The organism is Pseudarthrobacter defluvii (assembly GCF_030323865.1).
In the GTDB taxonomy this organism is placed as follows: Bacteria; Actinomycetota; Actinomycetes; order Actinomycetales; family Micrococcaceae; genus Arthrobacter; species Arthrobacter sedimenti.
Map to the genome: position 1 here is coordinate 31,557 of NZ_CP066364.1, position 15,245 is coordinate 46,801.

The 15,245-nt window shown below is 64.4% G+C and carries 15 protein-coding genes and 1 pseudogene; 10 read left to right on the forward strand and 6 right to left on the reverse strand.

What is annotated here, in order from left to right; translation table 11 throughout:
• The first annotated feature begins 18 nt into the window (after positions 1-18).
• The 9 genes and pseudogenes from JCQ34_RS20620 (at position 19) to JCQ34_RS20660 (ending at position 8,727) form a co-directional block, all read left to right on the forward strand.
• Positions 19-1,146, forward strand: coding sequence for a tyrosine-type recombinase/integrase (locus tag JCQ34_RS20620; RefSeq protein WP_286404981.1), 1,128 nt, complete (start codon positions 19-21; stop codon positions 1,144-1,146).
• A complete protein-coding gene (locus JCQ34_RS20625) occupies positions 1,106-2,212 on the forward strand; it encodes a tyrosine-type recombinase/integrase (protein ID WP_029704790.1) in 1,107 nt (368 codons plus the stop codon). The genes JCQ34_RS20620 and JCQ34_RS20625 overlap by 41 nt, the downstream gene beginning before the upstream one ends.
• A 53-nt stretch (positions 2,213-2,265) precedes the next feature.
• Positions 2,266-4,452 (forward strand): tyrosine-type recombinase/integrase, encoded by a 2,187-nt coding sequence (locus JCQ34_RS20630; protein ID WP_051180966.1) that lies wholly within the window; start codon positions 2,266-2,268, stop codon positions 4,450-4,452.
• The gene (locus JCQ34_RS20635; RefSeq protein WP_016359420.1) at positions 4,449-4,862 is read left to right on the forward strand and encodes a DUF6262 family protein; all 414 of its coding nucleotides are present in this window, start codon (positions 4,449-4,451) and stop codon (positions 4,860-4,862) included. Before JCQ34_RS20630 ends, JCQ34_RS20635 begins: the two co-directional genes overlap by 4 nt.
• A gap of 106 nt (positions 4,863-4,968) precedes the next feature.
• Positions 4,969-5,121 (forward strand): annotated as a pseudogene (locus tag JCQ34_RS20640) (site-specific integrase); the annotation flags it as partial.
• Positions 5,118-5,453 carry a helix-turn-helix domain-containing protein gene (locus tag JCQ34_RS20645; protein ID WP_041653706.1) on the forward strand — a complete coding sequence of 112 codons (336 nt, stop codon included), beginning with the start codon at positions 5,118-5,120 and terminating at the stop codon, positions 5,451-5,453. The pseudogene JCQ34_RS20640 and the gene JCQ34_RS20645, both read left to right, overlap by 4 nt.
• 499 nt (positions 5,454-5,952) lie before the next feature.
• Positions 5,953-6,960 (forward strand): recombinase XerD, encoded by a 1,008-nt coding sequence (locus tag JCQ34_RS20650; protein WP_350310825.1) that lies wholly within the window; start codon positions 5,953-5,955, stop codon positions 6,958-6,960.
• Between the two features lie 580 nt (positions 6,961-7,540).
• Positions 7,541-7,921 carry a hypothetical protein gene (locus JCQ34_RS20655; RefSeq protein WP_264963806.1) on the forward strand — a complete coding sequence of 127 codons (381 nt, stop codon included), beginning with the start codon at positions 7,541-7,543 and terminating at the stop codon, positions 7,919-7,921.
• A complete protein-coding gene (locus JCQ34_RS20660; RefSeq protein WP_264963807.1) occupies positions 7,918-8,727 on the forward strand; it encodes a hypothetical protein in 810 nt (269 codons plus the stop codon). Before JCQ34_RS20655 ends, JCQ34_RS20660 begins: the two co-directional genes overlap by 4 nt.
• 94 nt (positions 8,728-8,821) lie before the next feature.
• Here the strand turns inward: JCQ34_RS20660 and JCQ34_RS20665 are convergent, their stop codons facing one another.
• The 5 genes from JCQ34_RS20665 to JCQ34_RS20685 form a co-directional block, all read right to left on the reverse strand.
• Positions 8,822-9,418: a DNA-binding protein gene (locus JCQ34_RS20665; protein WP_264963808.1), complete on the reverse strand. Its 597-nt coding sequence runs from the start codon at positions 9,416-9,418 to the stop codon at positions 8,822-8,824.
• A 426-nt stretch (positions 9,419-9,844) separates the two neighbouring features.
• Entirely contained in the window at positions 9,845-10,093 is a 249-nt protein-coding gene (locus tag JCQ34_RS20670; protein ID WP_264963638.1) for a helix-turn-helix domain-containing protein, read from the reverse strand.
• Between the two features lie 94 nt (positions 10,094-10,187).
• Positions 10,188-11,129: a hypothetical protein gene (locus tag JCQ34_RS20675; protein WP_264963637.1), complete on the reverse strand. Its 942-nt coding sequence runs from the start codon at positions 11,127-11,129 to the stop codon at positions 10,188-10,190.
• A gap of 17 nt (positions 11,130-11,146) precedes the next feature.
• A complete protein-coding gene (locus JCQ34_RS20680; RefSeq protein ID WP_264963636.1) occupies positions 11,147-12,706 on the reverse strand; it encodes a relaxase/mobilization nuclease domain-containing protein in 1,560 nt (519 codons plus the stop codon).
• Entirely contained in the window at positions 12,706-13,098 is a 393-nt protein-coding gene (locus JCQ34_RS20685) for a MobC family plasmid mobilization relaxosome protein (RefSeq protein WP_264963635.1), read from the reverse strand. The genes JCQ34_RS20680 and JCQ34_RS20685 overlap by 1 nt, the downstream gene beginning before the upstream one ends.
• 432 nt (positions 13,099-13,530) lie before the next feature.
• Here JCQ34_RS20685 and JCQ34_RS20690 point away from each other — a divergent pair, with 432 nt between their 5' ends.
• On the forward strand, positions 13,531-14,322 hold the full coding sequence (locus tag JCQ34_RS20690; RefSeq protein ID WP_264963634.1) for an IclR family transcriptional regulator: 792 nt from the start codon (positions 13,531-13,533) through the stop codon (positions 14,320-14,322).
• An 80-nt stretch (positions 14,323-14,402) separates the two neighbouring features.
• On the opposite strand, the gene JCQ34_RS20695 is transcribed toward JCQ34_RS20690, so the two are convergent.
• The gene (locus JCQ34_RS20695) at positions 14,403-15,167 is read right to left on the reverse strand and encodes an IclR family transcriptional regulator domain-containing protein (protein WP_286404955.1); all 765 of its coding nucleotides are present in this window, start codon (positions 15,165-15,167) and stop codon (positions 14,403-14,405) included.
• Positions 15,168-15,245 lie beyond the last annotated feature (78 nt).

Sequence of the window (15,245 nt, forward strand, 5' to 3'; positions counted from 1 at the left end):
CGACTTTGGGAGCGAACTGTGGCGGTTGACGGGTCCGGGCGCGTGCTGCAGTTGAATGCCGTTTCGTTGCTGCATCCCGAGGAGCAGACGCTCGAGGACATGTTCACCGGCTGGCGCAACCAGCAGCTCTCCCGGAATCTGCAGTTCGACACGATCGACAAGGGAATCGCCAGTGTCCGCAGGTTCGTGAACCATGTGAACGAGTTTCCGTGGAACTGGGCGCCGGAGCATGTAGAGGAGTACTTCGGTGATCTCCGCTCGATCCGTCAGCTGAAGCACTCCACCGTCCGCGGCTACCAGTCAATGCTCCGCCGTTTCTCGTCCTACGTCTCGAACCCCGATTACGGCTGGGACAGGGTCTGTGAGCAGCGTTTCGGCACGCACCCGTCCCAGGTCTTCTTCGACTGGAACACGGCAACCCACACCCAGGAGTACGAAGGACAGCCGTCGAAGAGGCCCTTTACCAAGGCCGAGTTGCAGATGCTGTTCGATCATGCGGACGACCAGGTCGAGCTCATTGCGGCGTCAGGCAAGAAGGGCTGGAAGGCAGCCTATCGGGACGCCGTCATGCTGAAAATCACCTACTCGTACGGGCTGAGGTTCAACGAGCTGCGTCACCTGCAAACCGTCGATTTCGCAACCAACCCTCAGGCGCGCAGGTTCGGAAAAGCAGGTGTTTGCAAGGTCCGGTTCGGCAAGTCACGCAAGGGTTCCCCCTACAAACCTCGCAGCGTCCTGACCGTCTTCGACTGGAGCGCTGGCATCATCGAGGACTGGCTCGCCAACGGCCGGGGAACTCTCGACACCCTGGATCTTTTCCCCAGCGAACGCGGCGGCCTGATCTGTGAATCAACCCTGCTGCGTCGGCTCCGGCGCTACCTGAACGAGCTGGACCTGCCGCTGGAGGGTCTCGATCTGCACTCCCTGCGCCGCAGCTATGCGACGCACCTGTTGGAGGACGGATGGGATCCTAGATTCGTGCAACTTATCTGGGGCAGGAACCGGGGTGTCTTTGACGTGCAGCACGGGGCCCGTAACCGTGCAGTTCCGCGTGATGGAGGTGCTTATCTGAAGCTGTCCATCACACGGGATCGCGGGAGGGTTCATGCAGGTTCAACGAGTTTTGGTGTCCGGTTCGCCGCTTGAGTCGTGGACTGTGCTTGATGATCATGGTGTCGTTGAGCCGGTGGAGCGGTTTTTGGCTTACCTGACCGACGTCGAGAGGTCGCCGAACACGCTCAAGGCGTATGCGCATGATCTCAAGGATTGGTTCGTCTTTCTTCGCCACCGCGGCATTGATTGGCGCCAGGTGAGGCTGGAGAACGTCGGCGAGTTCGTCGCTTGGCTGCGGCTTCCGCCTGCCGGGCGCGCCGCTGACGTGACGCTGCTGCCATCGGCTTCCCATCACTGCGGGCCGGGCACGTTGAACCGCAAGCTCGCGGCCGTGAGCGGCTTTTACGTGTTCCACTCCCGTCACGGGGTCCCGCTGGGCGACCTTGTCACCGAGTTCGAAACGGTCCGGTACCGAAGAACGGGATGGAGACCGTTCCTTGCTCACCTTGCCGGGGACAGGCCGCAGCGGCGCAGGATCGTGAAGCTGCGTGAGCCGAAGAGGTTGCCCACGGTCCTGCCTGCGGCGACGGCTCAAGCAGTGCTGGATGCGTGCACGCGGCTGAGGGACCGGTTCCTGTTCGTCCTGCTCTGGGAGTCGGGAATCCGTATCGGCGAAGCACTCGGACTAAGGCATGAGGACATTGCAGTCGCCGAGGGCGAGCTGACGATCCGCCGTCGGGTGAACGCCAACCGTGCCCGGGCGAAGTCCGTTTCGCCGCGCACGATACCGATCGGCGCGGACGTCGTGCGGCTCTACGGCGACTACCTTCACGAGGAATACGGAGATCTGGACAGCGACTACGTGTTCGTGAATCTGTGGGCGGGCCCCCGCGGCCGCCCGATGGGCTACGCGGCAGTCTATGACCTGGTGAAGCGGCTGCGCCGGGACACTGGAGTGGATTTTGACCCGCACTGGTTCCGCCACACCTATGCCACCCGCTTGCTACGAGCCGGGACACCCATCGAAGTGATCAGCAGCCTGCTTGGCCACGCATCGGTCGCAACCACCATCGACGTCTACGGCCACCTCACCGTTGAGGACGCCCGCCGCGCCCTCGAAAAGGCAGGGCTGCTGACCGGAAAAGAGGTCACCTGGTGAGCTCCCTCGCACTGAATGAAAACGAGGACGGTTGCGGTCTGTTGGCTAAACTCATGGCCACCGTCCGGCCCGAATTCAGACCCGAAATCGTGATCCCGGCCCCAGGCTCCCTCGTCTTCAACACCGAGCCCTGCCGGATCGACGAGTGTGAACGGCAACGTACGGTGAAAGGGTTCTGCAAAAGCCACTACAAGCGCTGGCTGGACCAAGGACGCCCCGAATGGGAGTCATTCCTCGCCAGCCCCGGCCCATTACCCGTAGGCGACGGCCCCTTGGCGGCATGCACCGTCACCTGGTGCCGCTTCGGTTCGGCCAGACGCGGCCTCTGCGTCAGCCATCACGGGTTCTTCAGTCGTTCCAGCGAGACCGACGTGATTAAGTGGCTCGCTACCCTCTCACCCGAGCCGGTCATCGAGCGGCCCGAATGCAGGCTCGCGTTCTGCGACCTCTGGGCCCAAGGCAACTCGCCGTTGTGTCTGAACCACAAGTCCCGCTGGCACGCCATTGGCGCACCGGATATCGACGAGTTCGTCGCCCGGTGCGAAAGCGTGGGCCTGGACCGGTTCGATTTCCGATGCCTGGCAGATCGTCCCCAGCTGCGGCTTGAGCTCCAGCACGCCATGCAATGCCGCCACGATGAACGCCGGGCCAGTACCCGCTCCTCCGTTGTGACGCCCGTGATCCGGCTCGTCTCCGACAGCGGCGTCACCTCGCTGCTGGACTGGAATCTTGACCAGTGGGCAGCGTTCTATATCGCCGGCCGGGTGGGCCGCAGTCACCGCCACAACGGGCAACTTGCGTTCCTGCGCTTTGCCTACACCCGGCTCGAAGACCTCGTCGCCGGCACCGGCTGGGAGTCAGAGTATTCCCGCGACGCCTGGGCCCTGCACCGCCTCGGCTACACCGACACCCGCGGCACCCTCCGCTTCGACAAGATCCCGCAACCGTGGCTGCGCCCCCTGGCAAAACGCTTCATCCGATGGCGGCTGACCAGCGGCAGGGAAATCATCCAAGGGCGCGTCGACATCCTCGCCCTGAACCGATTCGCCGCGTTCCTCGCCCGCACCATCCCCCACTCCGACGGCCCGGACTGCATCGACCGCGGCATCCTGGAACGCTTCCTCGCCGAGCTCGCCCGGGACAAACGGGCAGTAATTTCCCGTGGCCGCGACGTCAGCTCCCTGAACGCCTTCTTCGCCGCGATCCGCCGCCACGACTGGGCCAAAGACCTGCCGGCATCGGCGAACTTCTACCCTGAAGACTTCCCACGACCAGCCAAACGACTGCCCAGGGCCCTGGCCGATCACATCATGGCGCAACTGGACCAACCCGAAAACCTCGGCAAATGGACCAGCCCCGACAGCCGGCTACTCACCCTGATCCTAATGCGCTGCGGACTGCGCGTCGGGGACGCCTGCAACCTCGCTACCGACTGCGTGGTCCGTGACGGTGACGGCGCCCCCTACCTGCGCTATATGAACCGGAAGATGAAACGCGAAGCCCTCGTACCCCTCGATGAGGAAGTCCACGCCGCCATCCTCGATCAGCAGCGACGCGTCCGCGAACGATTCCCCGACGGCAGCAACTGGTTGTTCCCGGCCCCGAAGATGAACCCCGACGGAGCAAAACCGCTCACCACGCACTCCTACCGCGGACAGCTTGAAGACTGGCTGGAACGCTGCGACATCCGCGACGAACACGGACAAGAGGTGCGCCTGACCCCACATCAGTGGCGCCACACCTTCGGGACAACACTGATCAACCGCGACGTTCCCCAGGAAGTTGTCCGGGTCCTCCTCGACCACACCTCGGCGGAGATGACCGCCCACTACGCCCGGCTGCACGACACAACCGTGCGCCGCCACTGGGAGGAAGCCCGTAAGGTCAACATCAACGGCGACACCATCACCATTGACCCGCAAGGACCACTCGCCGAAGCCAGCTGGGCCAAACAACGCCTCGGTCGCGCAACACAGAGCCTGCCGAACGGATTCTGCGGGCTGCCGGTTCAGAAGTCCTGCCCGCACGCCAACGCCTGCCTGACCTGTCCCATGTTTGTCACCACCGCCGAGTTCCTCCCCCAGCACCAAGAGCAGCGCCGCCAGACCGTCCAGATCCTGTCCGCCGCCGAAGCCCGCGGACAGACCCGGCTCATCGAGATGAACCAGGCAGTACTGCACAACCTGGACCGCATCATTGACTCCCTCGACGACACCGCACCCGACGAGGCCGCCGGATGAACCGCTCCGACAACAGCCGGCACCTGGTCAAAGCTGCACAGCAGCGCGCGGCGCTCACCAGGTCCAAAGCCGTCCAAGCGCTGCGCACCCTTCATGCGGAAGGCCGCCCGGTCACTTTCGACGCCGTCGCCAGATACGCCCGGGTCTCCCGGTCCTGGCTTTACACCCAGCCCGACCTCCGCGCCGCAATCGAACGCCTCCGCCAAAACCAAGCCGCCCCGGAGCCCACACCGGAATCCCGGCCACAGCGGGCAAGCGAGGCCTCGCTACGGCAACGACTAGAAGCGGCCAACGACAGAATCAGACGACTCAACGACGAGAACCAACGACTGCGACAGCAACTCGCACACGCCCTCGGACAACGCCGCCAAAGTCCATCACCAGACCCCGCGACCATCCCGAATCCATAACGGATCCACGAGAATGGAAGGACAGCCAATGCCACCGTCATGCACGTCCCGGACACACCCACCAACACAAAACCGCAGGCCAGAGGCACACCAGCCCGACGGGCTCAAGATAATCCAGCATCAGATGGGCCACGAACATGCCTCCACCACGGGGATCTACCAGTTTGTCAGCGATGACTTTCGCAACGCCACGCTCCGCGCGGCCCTGGACCGCACCATGGACGAAGTCCTGGGCGTGCAGCTGCGGGGGCAATGGTGAGGCGCGAAGTCGAATACAAATGGCGGCTTTCGGAGCTCATGGCAGCCCGGGGACTTCACAACACCACCGACCTCATCCCTCTTCTGGCTGAGCGCGGCATCACCCTCTCACGGCCACAGGTCTACCGGCTCGTCAACCAGAAACCGGAACGCGTCGCATTGCAGGTCATCGCCGCGATCTGCGACATCTTTTCCTGCGGCCCCGAGGACCTCATCACCGTCACAGCCGCCGACGCTCGAGCCCGGAAAACCGGCACCAGCGCCCCCAACGTCGTCGACTTGAACCGCACCGTCAGACCACGACGGGCACGCATCATCGACGATGACCACTGAGCAACCCCAAGGCCTGACTCCGCGGAACACCAGCCGCGGCCGGCCCCGCACCACCGGGACCGCGACGTGCGCACGCTGCGGCCGGGCCGCCGGCAAGACACGAGCCACCTGGCCTGAAGGAAAAATCTGCGGACCCTGTTTCACTACAGCCACCCGCACTCACGGGACCTGCCCCGACTGCGGCCAGCACCGGTTGCTGCCCGGACCGCCCTCGGCCGCCGGGGGTCCCCGCTGCGCACCCTGCGCCGACATCCTCCATGACTTCCACTGCAGCCGCTGCAACACGGAAGGCGAGTTCTACCGGCGTGGCATCTGCGCCCGCTGCGCCCTCCGGGACGACCTCAATGAACTGCTGCTCACACACGGGGCCGCCCAAGAGACAGTGAGCAAGATCGTTGATGTCCTCTGCAAGGCGGACCGGCCTGAGAGCATCATCACTTGGAAACGCTCCCCCAAGGTCCAAGCCCTTCTTGTTTCTCTGTCATGCGGAAAGACTCCCTTGACGCACGAAGGCTTCGACGCGGCAGCTGAGTCGGCGGAACGACCAGCCAATCACCTGCGGGCCCTGTTCATCCATCACGGGCTCCTCCCCTACCAGGACCCGCATCTGGCCCGGTTCGAGACCTGGATTAACGACAAACTCCGCGACCTGGCTGAAGAAATTGCTAAGCCCGTCCTGCAGTTCGCCACCTGGCATCACCTCCGTCGCATCCGGTCCATGACAACACCGGAGAAGAGCGCCCAAGCCCCGGTGCACTCCGCCAAACAAGAGATCACCGAAACTATCAAATTCCTGGCCTGGCTCCGGGATACCCACCAGCGGACTGCCGCGAACTGCAACCAGCAAGACGTCGAAACCTGGCTCGCCACCGGACCGACAACCAGGAAAGCCATCCGCACGTTCATTGTCTTCATCAAGAACACCGGCACAAACCACCGGGTGGAGATGGGCCACTACACCGCGAAATCACGGCCAACGATCACCCAGGACCAGCGCTTGGCATGGCTGCGGGAACTACTCACAGGCACCAGCGAGTCCCTGCCCTACCGAATCGCCGGCGCGCTACTGCTTCTCTATGCCCAACCACTGGTCAGGGTTGCCAAACTCCGTGTCGACGCCATAGAGACCAACGAAACCACCGGGGCTATGCGGGTCACCTTAGGTCTCCACCCAGTGCCCACCCCCGAGCCTGTCACGGAACTCATTCGAGAGCACCTGGCAAACCGGCCAAACCTCAGAACCGGTTCAGATACCCAAAGCCCTTGGCTCTTTCCCGGAACACGAGCCGGCCAGCCTCTTCACCCGAACACCATCATGGACAGGCTCCGCAGCCTCGGTATCGACCTGCGCGGCGCACGAAACACCGCCCTCGACGAACATCTCCTAGCCTCACCGCCACCACTGGTCGCCGACGCCCTCGGATACGGCCACCAAATCGCCTTCCTCCACGCCGACGCAGCAGGCGACGCCTGGTCACGCTACGTCAACCTGCGAAGTAGACCTTGAGCTTTCTCGAACCTGTGACCTTCAGGCTGCGCTAGGCTCACCCCATGACGGCGCGTGGTCAAGCTCGAGAACCGGAGTTTGGAGGGATTGCTCTTGAAAAAGGTCTTCTTGTTCGGGTGGGTGCTAGTTGCTGCCATTGGTGTTTACGTTGGCGCAATCGCCCAAGATGAGGGCTCTCGCATTGCAGCTTTCGCAGCTGCTGCCTGTGCTGCTGCTGTCGCAGTGTTTGAGCTCGTAGGGCTACTACGCCATGGACACGGGAGGTCAAGAACGAGTGTCGAACGCAAGCACCCTGAGAACTGAGCGCGGGTGTCTCCCTGCATGTCCCAACCACGGGCCCTATGGGAGGAATACGCCCACGTCCAATCCGCAGGGATGCCAGTAGTTTGCTTTAAGCTTCAAGTGAACTGCTATTTTCAGAATACACCTACCACTCCTGCTGCCCAATCAGAACGGGGCTAACACCGGACACTGAGGAGTACCGACCCGTCTCCTCTCCAGCTTTGGCCAGCCCACAGTTCCGCTTGTTTAGCGTTGCATTTTCGTTGCTTTCCTTTTGCAAGCCTGCGATGATGGAGAGATGGAAGCAACGACCCGGCATGACATTCACCTGGGGACCACCCGGATGAATATCCACGACCTTGTGCGCGAACTCAATGAGAATCTGGGTACGACCGTTGTCCAGACCATGGCCGGAGTGAAGGACCGCACGTCTCCGTTTCGCTGGGCGAAGCCTGACGGCCCGGAGCCCCGCCCGGAGGTCGAGTCACGCCTGCGCCTGGGTCATCGTGTCTGGAAGACACTTGAGCTCGCTGAAGGAAAGCATGTTGCGTTGGCCTGGTTGATGGGCGCCAACCCGCGCCTGGACGAGGAACTTCCTGTCCTTTACATTCAGCAGCTGCGTTCCCGGGAGGTTTTGGGGGCAGCCGAATCGTTCGTGAATGACACTTACGCCGCATGATCACGGCCGACAAGGTTCGCCGGTGCGACTTGACGGGGCTGACTCTTGTTGGGGCTGCCGGCGAGATTTCGTTCAGGGTGGCGAAGGACCGTTACGGTGCGTTGTCGGTCAGGAAGAATTCCATCGTTGGCCCGATGCCTATCGGAACGGCCGCAGGCAGCGATTCCCGGGGACGGTACGACAGCATAGGCTCGACGATCTATCTCGCCGACTCCCGCCAGTGCGCCTACGCCGAGGTATTGCTTGGCTTCCGGCAGCAGCGCGCGTCCGTTGCCAAGGCCGCGGAATCCATCGGATGGACGGTCGAGGACTACATCGCCAGTGTCCGGGCCCAGGCCGAGGAGAACGGGATTGACGTCCCATGGGCCATATCCGTGGACTGGCAAATGGACCGTTCGATTTACGAAATTCGCCTCCCTGGTCAGGGGTGGTGGGTTCAGATAGACGACGCGGCCACCCTCCGCGCCCTTGAAGCCCTCACACCAACCACGGCGGGGCTGACCGAACGCTTGCAGCTCCTCACGGCCGGCTCCCTCACCGGTGACGACCGTGATCTGACAACCCTGCTCGCGCACGTTATCCGCGGAACGGTGTTAGACGATGGCTCAGAACCACTGGGTATCAGCTACCCGTCAAAAACACTGACTGGAAGGTGCTGGGCCTACTGGGACCGACGGGCTGACGAAGGCCTCTCCCCCAGCCGCAACGGCCTCCTGCAGCTGACCTCCGAAAATGTCGGACCGGACCCTGAATTCCACCGTGTAGCCGAACTGTACGGTCTACCGGTCCTCGGAGCTCGCCCGTGAAATCAAGGAAATCTTCCGAGCGCCGCTCCGATAGGCCGCCAACCGCTGGCGGCTGCAGGACTTGCCGGCCGTTGGCAGAGGGGTCCCGGCTAGATCAGGCATCAGGTTCTTCGCCACTCTGAGGCTGCTCGGGGGTAATGCGCTGCAGCAGCGCGTCATGGGCTTCCTGGAGCGCGTCCGCGCGGGCCTGCGCGGCGGCCGCCCGGGTTGCTGCTGCCGCAGCTTCGGCCGCTGCTTCCTGGCCGGCTGAGCGGGCCTGCTCTAACTGCTCGGCATTGGTGGTTAGCTGGCGTTCCAGCTCCTCTATTTTGGCCACCAGCTCGGAGACAGCGGACTCCTTTTCGGCCGTCACTTTGTCGAGGTCGGCAACAAGCTCGGCGACCTCTTCATTCAGCTCCTTTTTCTCCCGGGCCCAGAGCTCGCCGGTGGCGGCGTGGCGCTCGTTCGCAATGGTGGACGCTTCCGCCCAGACAGCCCCGGCCAGACGCGCCGCCTGCTCGAGGATGGCCGGCGGGGTCGCCGCGACCTGACCTCCTGCGGACTGCTTCTCCTCGGCCCATTCCTTCAGATAGCGGGTGGCGTCGGCGTTACTAACGCCCGCAGCAGATCGAACAGTGGACACGGTCGGGCGCCGCTCGGCGCTGATCTGCTCCGCGGCAGCAAAAACCCGGTCTTTAGCACTCGAACTCATTCGAAAACCCTCAGTAGTAGTAGGAGTAGTACCAAAACTACTCCTACTACTACTAATCGGCAATACCGCGCTGTCCCGGGGCCCGCGGTTCCCCGTCCATGTGGGTGGGGTAGGGCCTCAGGCCAGAGGGTCTGGGTAGCGGGGATTCCTCGTGGGTCGCCCCCCAGGCGCAGAGCGGTTTGCGCCGCCCAAGAGCCTTGCCTTGGGGACGATACGCGTCCACGAAAAGAGTAGGAGTAGTAGTAGATGCCTCCTACTACTACTGGGCGTCTCTTGGTAAAAGATCGGCAGGGCCTTCGGGATCAGCCGGCAGGGTGCCGAGAAACGCTGGGAGGGCCGTATCCGCGGATGAGCGCACGCCAGCGTAGGACGCTTGGAGACGCCGGACCGCCCGGGAGCACAGGGGTTTCCGCCCCTCCAGCGCCCCTATTCCCCTTCCGGCACGTTGTCCGCCAGTTCGCCCGCGGCGATCCGCTCAGCGGTGCGCCGGTAAGCATCTGCGATATAGTCCTCGAGATCCTGGCGCCCAACGCGCCAGAGCCCCCGGCCCCCAACCTGAAAAGCGCGAAGCTCTCCAGTATGAATGAGGTTCCGGATGAGGCTGCTTTTGCACTTCAATTCTTCGGCGACCTGCTCGATGGTCAGAAAGCGGCGCTTGCCGGGTTCAGCGGTCACCCGGACATCCTAATGTGAGCAGCACCCAGCCGGGGCCAATTTGCGGGCCCCGGGCCATCCGGTGAGATTTCCTGGGCTGGACGGCCTGCAGGGCTTACCGGCTCATGCCCTTTTGAAGGAGCTTTGTCGGGCCGTTGGCTCCGCGCGTCTTGCGGGCCTTTGCAGGCCTCGATCCCTTGCCTACGGCTGCGCTGGGCGGAGTGCCCTGATCCTGGTCCGCAACGAGCCGTGCATCTACAGCCTCGCGGTCAGCAACCCCTTCGAGGCTGGCCGCCAGTTCCTGTCGGCGCTCGGCTGAGTCGTATGTGGCTCCTGCTTCGCCACGCAACTGCTCGGGGCGGTGATCGGCACGGGCGGCTGTCCAGTCTTCAATCAGCCGCCTTTCCATGTCGTCCTCGACGGCTACGCCGTCTGCAAATTTGTGCCGCTGTTCCCAGTTGTGTGCCTCGATGGGTTTGGTCTCCCGGAGCCAGGCCAGCGCTTCGTCCAAGTCCTCCCTTGAGGGCTGATCAACGGCCTCGGCGCGCTTCCTGTCTTCCCGATCGGCCTCGGCCAGCAGTTGCACAGCCTGGGCGTTCTCGTCACGGCCGGAACGGCGTTCCTGTTCTGCCTGTTCGCGGTCCCGCTCGGCTTTAGCCAGGGCCTCCGCCACCGTTGCTTCATTGGCACCGAGGTTGTCCACGTCCAAGCCGTAGCGGCGCTGCACCTGGTCACGGATCACCTCGGCCGCGTCGCGCGCCGCCGGATCGTGGTCTTTCCACGCGGTGGCCGCCTCATGTGCCCTTTCGATGTCGCGGCCGGTGGCCGTGTCCCACCACCGGTTGTCCATGACGGGGGCGAGCTGTGCACGGGCAGCTGCCCGCTCGGCATCGAACCGTGCCTGCAGTTCGCGGGCCTGTTGTTCCTCGGCCGCTTGGGCGCGGCGCAGCTCTTGCTCGCGGGCTCTGGCCAGCTGCTCACCGAGCCGGCCGGCGACGGTCAGCGCAACGCGCGACATTCCCTCAAGAGCCTCATCAATGCCGTCAGATTCGCTCATGGTTCCCCTCCTTGGTGTTATCTCTCAATGTCTGGGCGGGTATTCCCGCTTCGGGTGCCCGCGTGGGTGCGTGCCTGCACATATTCCGGCAGCAGCACGGACCCCGCGGGCCGACCGGCAACCTGGCCGGCTGTGCTCGCGCGTACCGCGGCGGCAGCTTCGCTATCCGCTGTGGGCGTTGACGCTGGGACGGCGGGCAGTGCGGCCGCGACCTGGCTCAGTTGGTGCTTCACCATGTGGCTGATCTGGCGTGCTCGGCGCAGATCATTTGAGGCCTTGTGCATGTCGTGGACGGCCTTTGCGACGTTGAGCAGCTGGCGCAGCATGATTGCCTGCGCGGCTGTTCCGGTGCCGCCCATCGAAGCTGCCATGAGCATGAGCGAGGCTCCGCGGGCAGATGGTCCTGCGCTGCGGATGGGGCGGACTGGGTAACGCCGCAGTTGTGCTGTCTTGGACAGCTCGTCGGCCGCTGCTGCGAGTGGTCCGGGCGTCGCCTCGGTTGCCGTGGACCAGGCGGCGAAGGCGCCGGATGTCTCGCGTGCAACCTGCGCCCAGGTCGCGTGATCGTCCAGCGGGACGGAGCGCAGCGTTTCGCGGAGCCGGGCAACTTCGTCGCTGTACTGCTCCCACATTTGCGGGTCCGGTTCGTGGGCTTCGCGGCCGATCGTGACCGGGCGGCGTCCACGTGCAGCTGCCTGCCATTCGGCGACCGCCTCGGCGGCACCTTGTGGGCTGTCAGGCCACTCGGCGCGGAGCTTGGGCAGAGCAAGGTCTTTGGCGAGGTGACCGCCGCCGAACCACACAGGCCGGCCACCTTTGGGAGGACGTTCTGCCACGCTGTAGCCGACCACGACGTCGTCACGTCCGGACGCGTACCGCGGCCTGACCAGGGCACCGGCACGGCGAAGGCGTCGAATGAATTCGGCCTCATCCTGGGCGGACGTCGCGCAGGCACGGACCTTGCGTTCCAGGGACCGGCGTTCCGGTTCCGGGGCTCCCCGCCGCTCGGACGCTTCACGTTCACCGGGCCGGAGGCCACGGGTGGAATGCGTGGGCGAAAGTTCTTCCAGGCCGTACTTTTTCTCAAGCTCCCGGGCGGCCTGTTGCGCGCGGGGGAAGTCCCGCCAGCTGCTCCACTTCGTGCCGTCCTCGCGGACCATGGAGGCAGCGATGTGGATGTGGTCGTTTCCGGCTTTGCTGTGGCCGTGACGGACCGCCACCCACTGGGCCGGCGCCCGTCCGCTGGCTTCGGTGAAGCCCATCTCGTCCATGAAGTCCTGCGCAATCTCAGCCCACTTCTGGTCGGTAAGGTCGCCTTCCTCGGCGCGCAGCGAAAGCGAGCAGTGCCAGACATGGCCGCCGGGAATCTCGACGCCCAGGACGCTTCTTGCCCGGTCCAATTCCTTGGCAATGGCCTGCGCCGCGTCGGCGTTCAGTTCGTCATCGTTGTGCCAGGCCATGATCGACGGTGAGCCCGCGACCAGGTGTGGGTCGGTGTGTTCGTTCGCCCGGCCCGGACCGGCAAGGTAGGCGATGAGCCCGTGCATACGGGTGCCCTTGGTGATGTTGGGAATCATCAGCGAACCATCGAATCAAGCATCGTGTTGATCCGGTCCGCGACCGCACGCACCCGGGTCAACACCGTGCGGGCTGCTTCCGGGAATTCGTCCGTGGCGTTCGCGTGCCGGGCGAGCTGGTTGACGTTGTTCGACAGGGCAGCAAGGTAGCGGCGGGCCGCAATGAATTCAACGGCCATCGCCCGCCGCTCATCCAGCGACTCGGAGTTCTCCGCGTACAGGGCAGCGCTGACCAGAATCTCCGAGGGGCTGCGCCCGGTCCGTTCCTCCAGCACCTTCAACTGAGCACGTTCGAACTCCGACATCGACACCCGCACGTACTGGGTGTCGCCGTCAATGTTGGCGCGGCGGCGGCGGGAGATCCGGCGTGGCGACTTCGGCTCTTCAGTCATCCCGGTCCCCTCCCCCAATGCCCAGCGCAGCGCCCCGGAATCTCCGGGCCACACTGACGAGTGTGCCGCATCCAGGGCCGCAGGCCGTGGATCAACACGCGGGTTATGGCACATAACCATCTAGCTTGCTCCGGTCGCTCCGACCGAGGTCCTGCTCCGCTGGCACGTCCAATAGGGCCTCGTACCCATCGTCCAGACGTCAGTACCCATCTGGCTCAGCGAAAACATCTCCGTCTTCGACTTCGCACTCTCCACTGCCTGCGACTCCGATGCACCGGAAACCTTCCCGGTCCCGACATGGCGGAGCTGCCGGACCTCGGAGGGCCGTTCAACATAGCGACCGCCTGGAGGCACGGAATCGCCAGGCTGGGCGTCAGCCCGTCAAGCCTGGCGATTCCGACAGCCCCGCCGACGCTGGGTATGATTAGTAAAATGCGATCAACAGATGCGGACGACAGGGCAAAATACGGCCCTCCTCCGCAGTACCCCATAGAATCTGTTGACAACGCCCTCCGCCTCCTCCTGCTTTTCGAGACCCAGCCCAGCATCAGGCTGACGGACGCAAGCAAGTATCTGGGTGTAGCTTCCTCGACTGCCCACCGGCTCATGGGCATGTTGCTCTACCGTGGATTCGTGCGCCGGAATCCGGCCACCCGGGCCTATGAACCTGGCCAGGCACTGGGCTCCATCGCTTTCGCCATCCGACGCCAGAGCGACGTCCGGACCGTCGCCCGCCCGTTCCTGGAACGGCTCTTCGACGAAACCGGGGAGACCGTCCACTTCGCTAGGCTTGAGGGAACAGACACGCATTTCCTCGATGCCATCGAAAGCTCCCGCGCGGTGCGCGTTGGCTCCCGTCAGGGCCGGATGATTCCCGCCAACTGCGCCGCCACGGGAAAAGCCATGTTGAGCCGGCTCAGCGATGACCAGCTACGGAACCTTTACCCCCAGCAAGAGCTCCCCGGCCTGACCAAGGCCTCCATCACGTCCCGGGCGGACCTGGAATCGGCTCTGGACAAGATCAGGCAGACCGGTTTTGCAAGCAGTGACGAAGAAAGCGAGGACGGCGTGACGTCCGTCGCCGTCGCCCTCACCGATCCAAGCGGCACCCCCTACGCCCTCAACGTCTCGGTGCCGGCCCACCGCATGTCGGACCAACTCCGCGTCGAACTCGGTGCCAAGCTTCAGGCGGCCGCTGAAGAATTGCAGGGCCTGCTGGTCTAGGCCCACGCGCCGATCCCCGCCTCCGGCCGTTCCTGACGGAGCCGGCCAGCGGTGGCGGAGGGACGTCGGACAGCGAGCTGTTACCGGCCGCAGGCGCTCAGCTGCACGCCCAGTCGCGGTAGACTCGCGCACATTGGAATCGAAAACCCGGTTGGAACAGGCATCGCCGGCGGCGAGCTCGGCTGCGATGCCTGCCGGGCCCCCAGCAGGCGGGGCAGGACGGTGGTGCGCAGGGCATCGGCGCTGACGCGGGTGGCGTGCGCGGAGACGTTTACGGCCGCGATGATGCCGGTCCCGGCATCCCGCACGGGGACGGCAATGGACCGCAGGCCCTCGGTCAGCTCCTGGTCGGCCAGCGACCAGCCTTGCTCCCGGGCCGCGGTTATCCTCTTCCGGATTTCCTCGCGGTCGATCGCGGTGTTGCCGGTCAGGCTTTCCGGCACCAGGGCTTCCAGATATTCATCAAGCTCCCCCTCGGTGAGCCCGGAGAGAAGGACGCGCCCGGTCGCCGTCGCGTACGCCGGCAGGCTGGTGCCGATGATGATGTTGACGGTCAGGACGCGGTCGGCGTGGACCCGGTCCACGTAGACCACGCTGCCCCGGTGCAGCACCGTCAGCGATGCTGTCTCGCCAGCCTCCTGCACCAGCGACGCAAGGTGCGGATGGGCCACCGCCAGCAGCTTATGGCTCAGCAGATAGGCATCCCCGATCTCCAGCACTGCTAGCCGCAAGGAATAGCCACTGGCGTCGTAGGACAGATAACCCAGGTATTCCAGGGTGAGGATGAATCGCCCCGCCGCGGTCCTGGCGATCCCGACGAACTCGGCAACATCCGAGACCGACAATGGCCTGTCCTGGCTGCTGATAGGCCTTCAGCACGGACAAAGCCCGGGCCAACGCCTCGACATGGCCCGGGTCGCTCT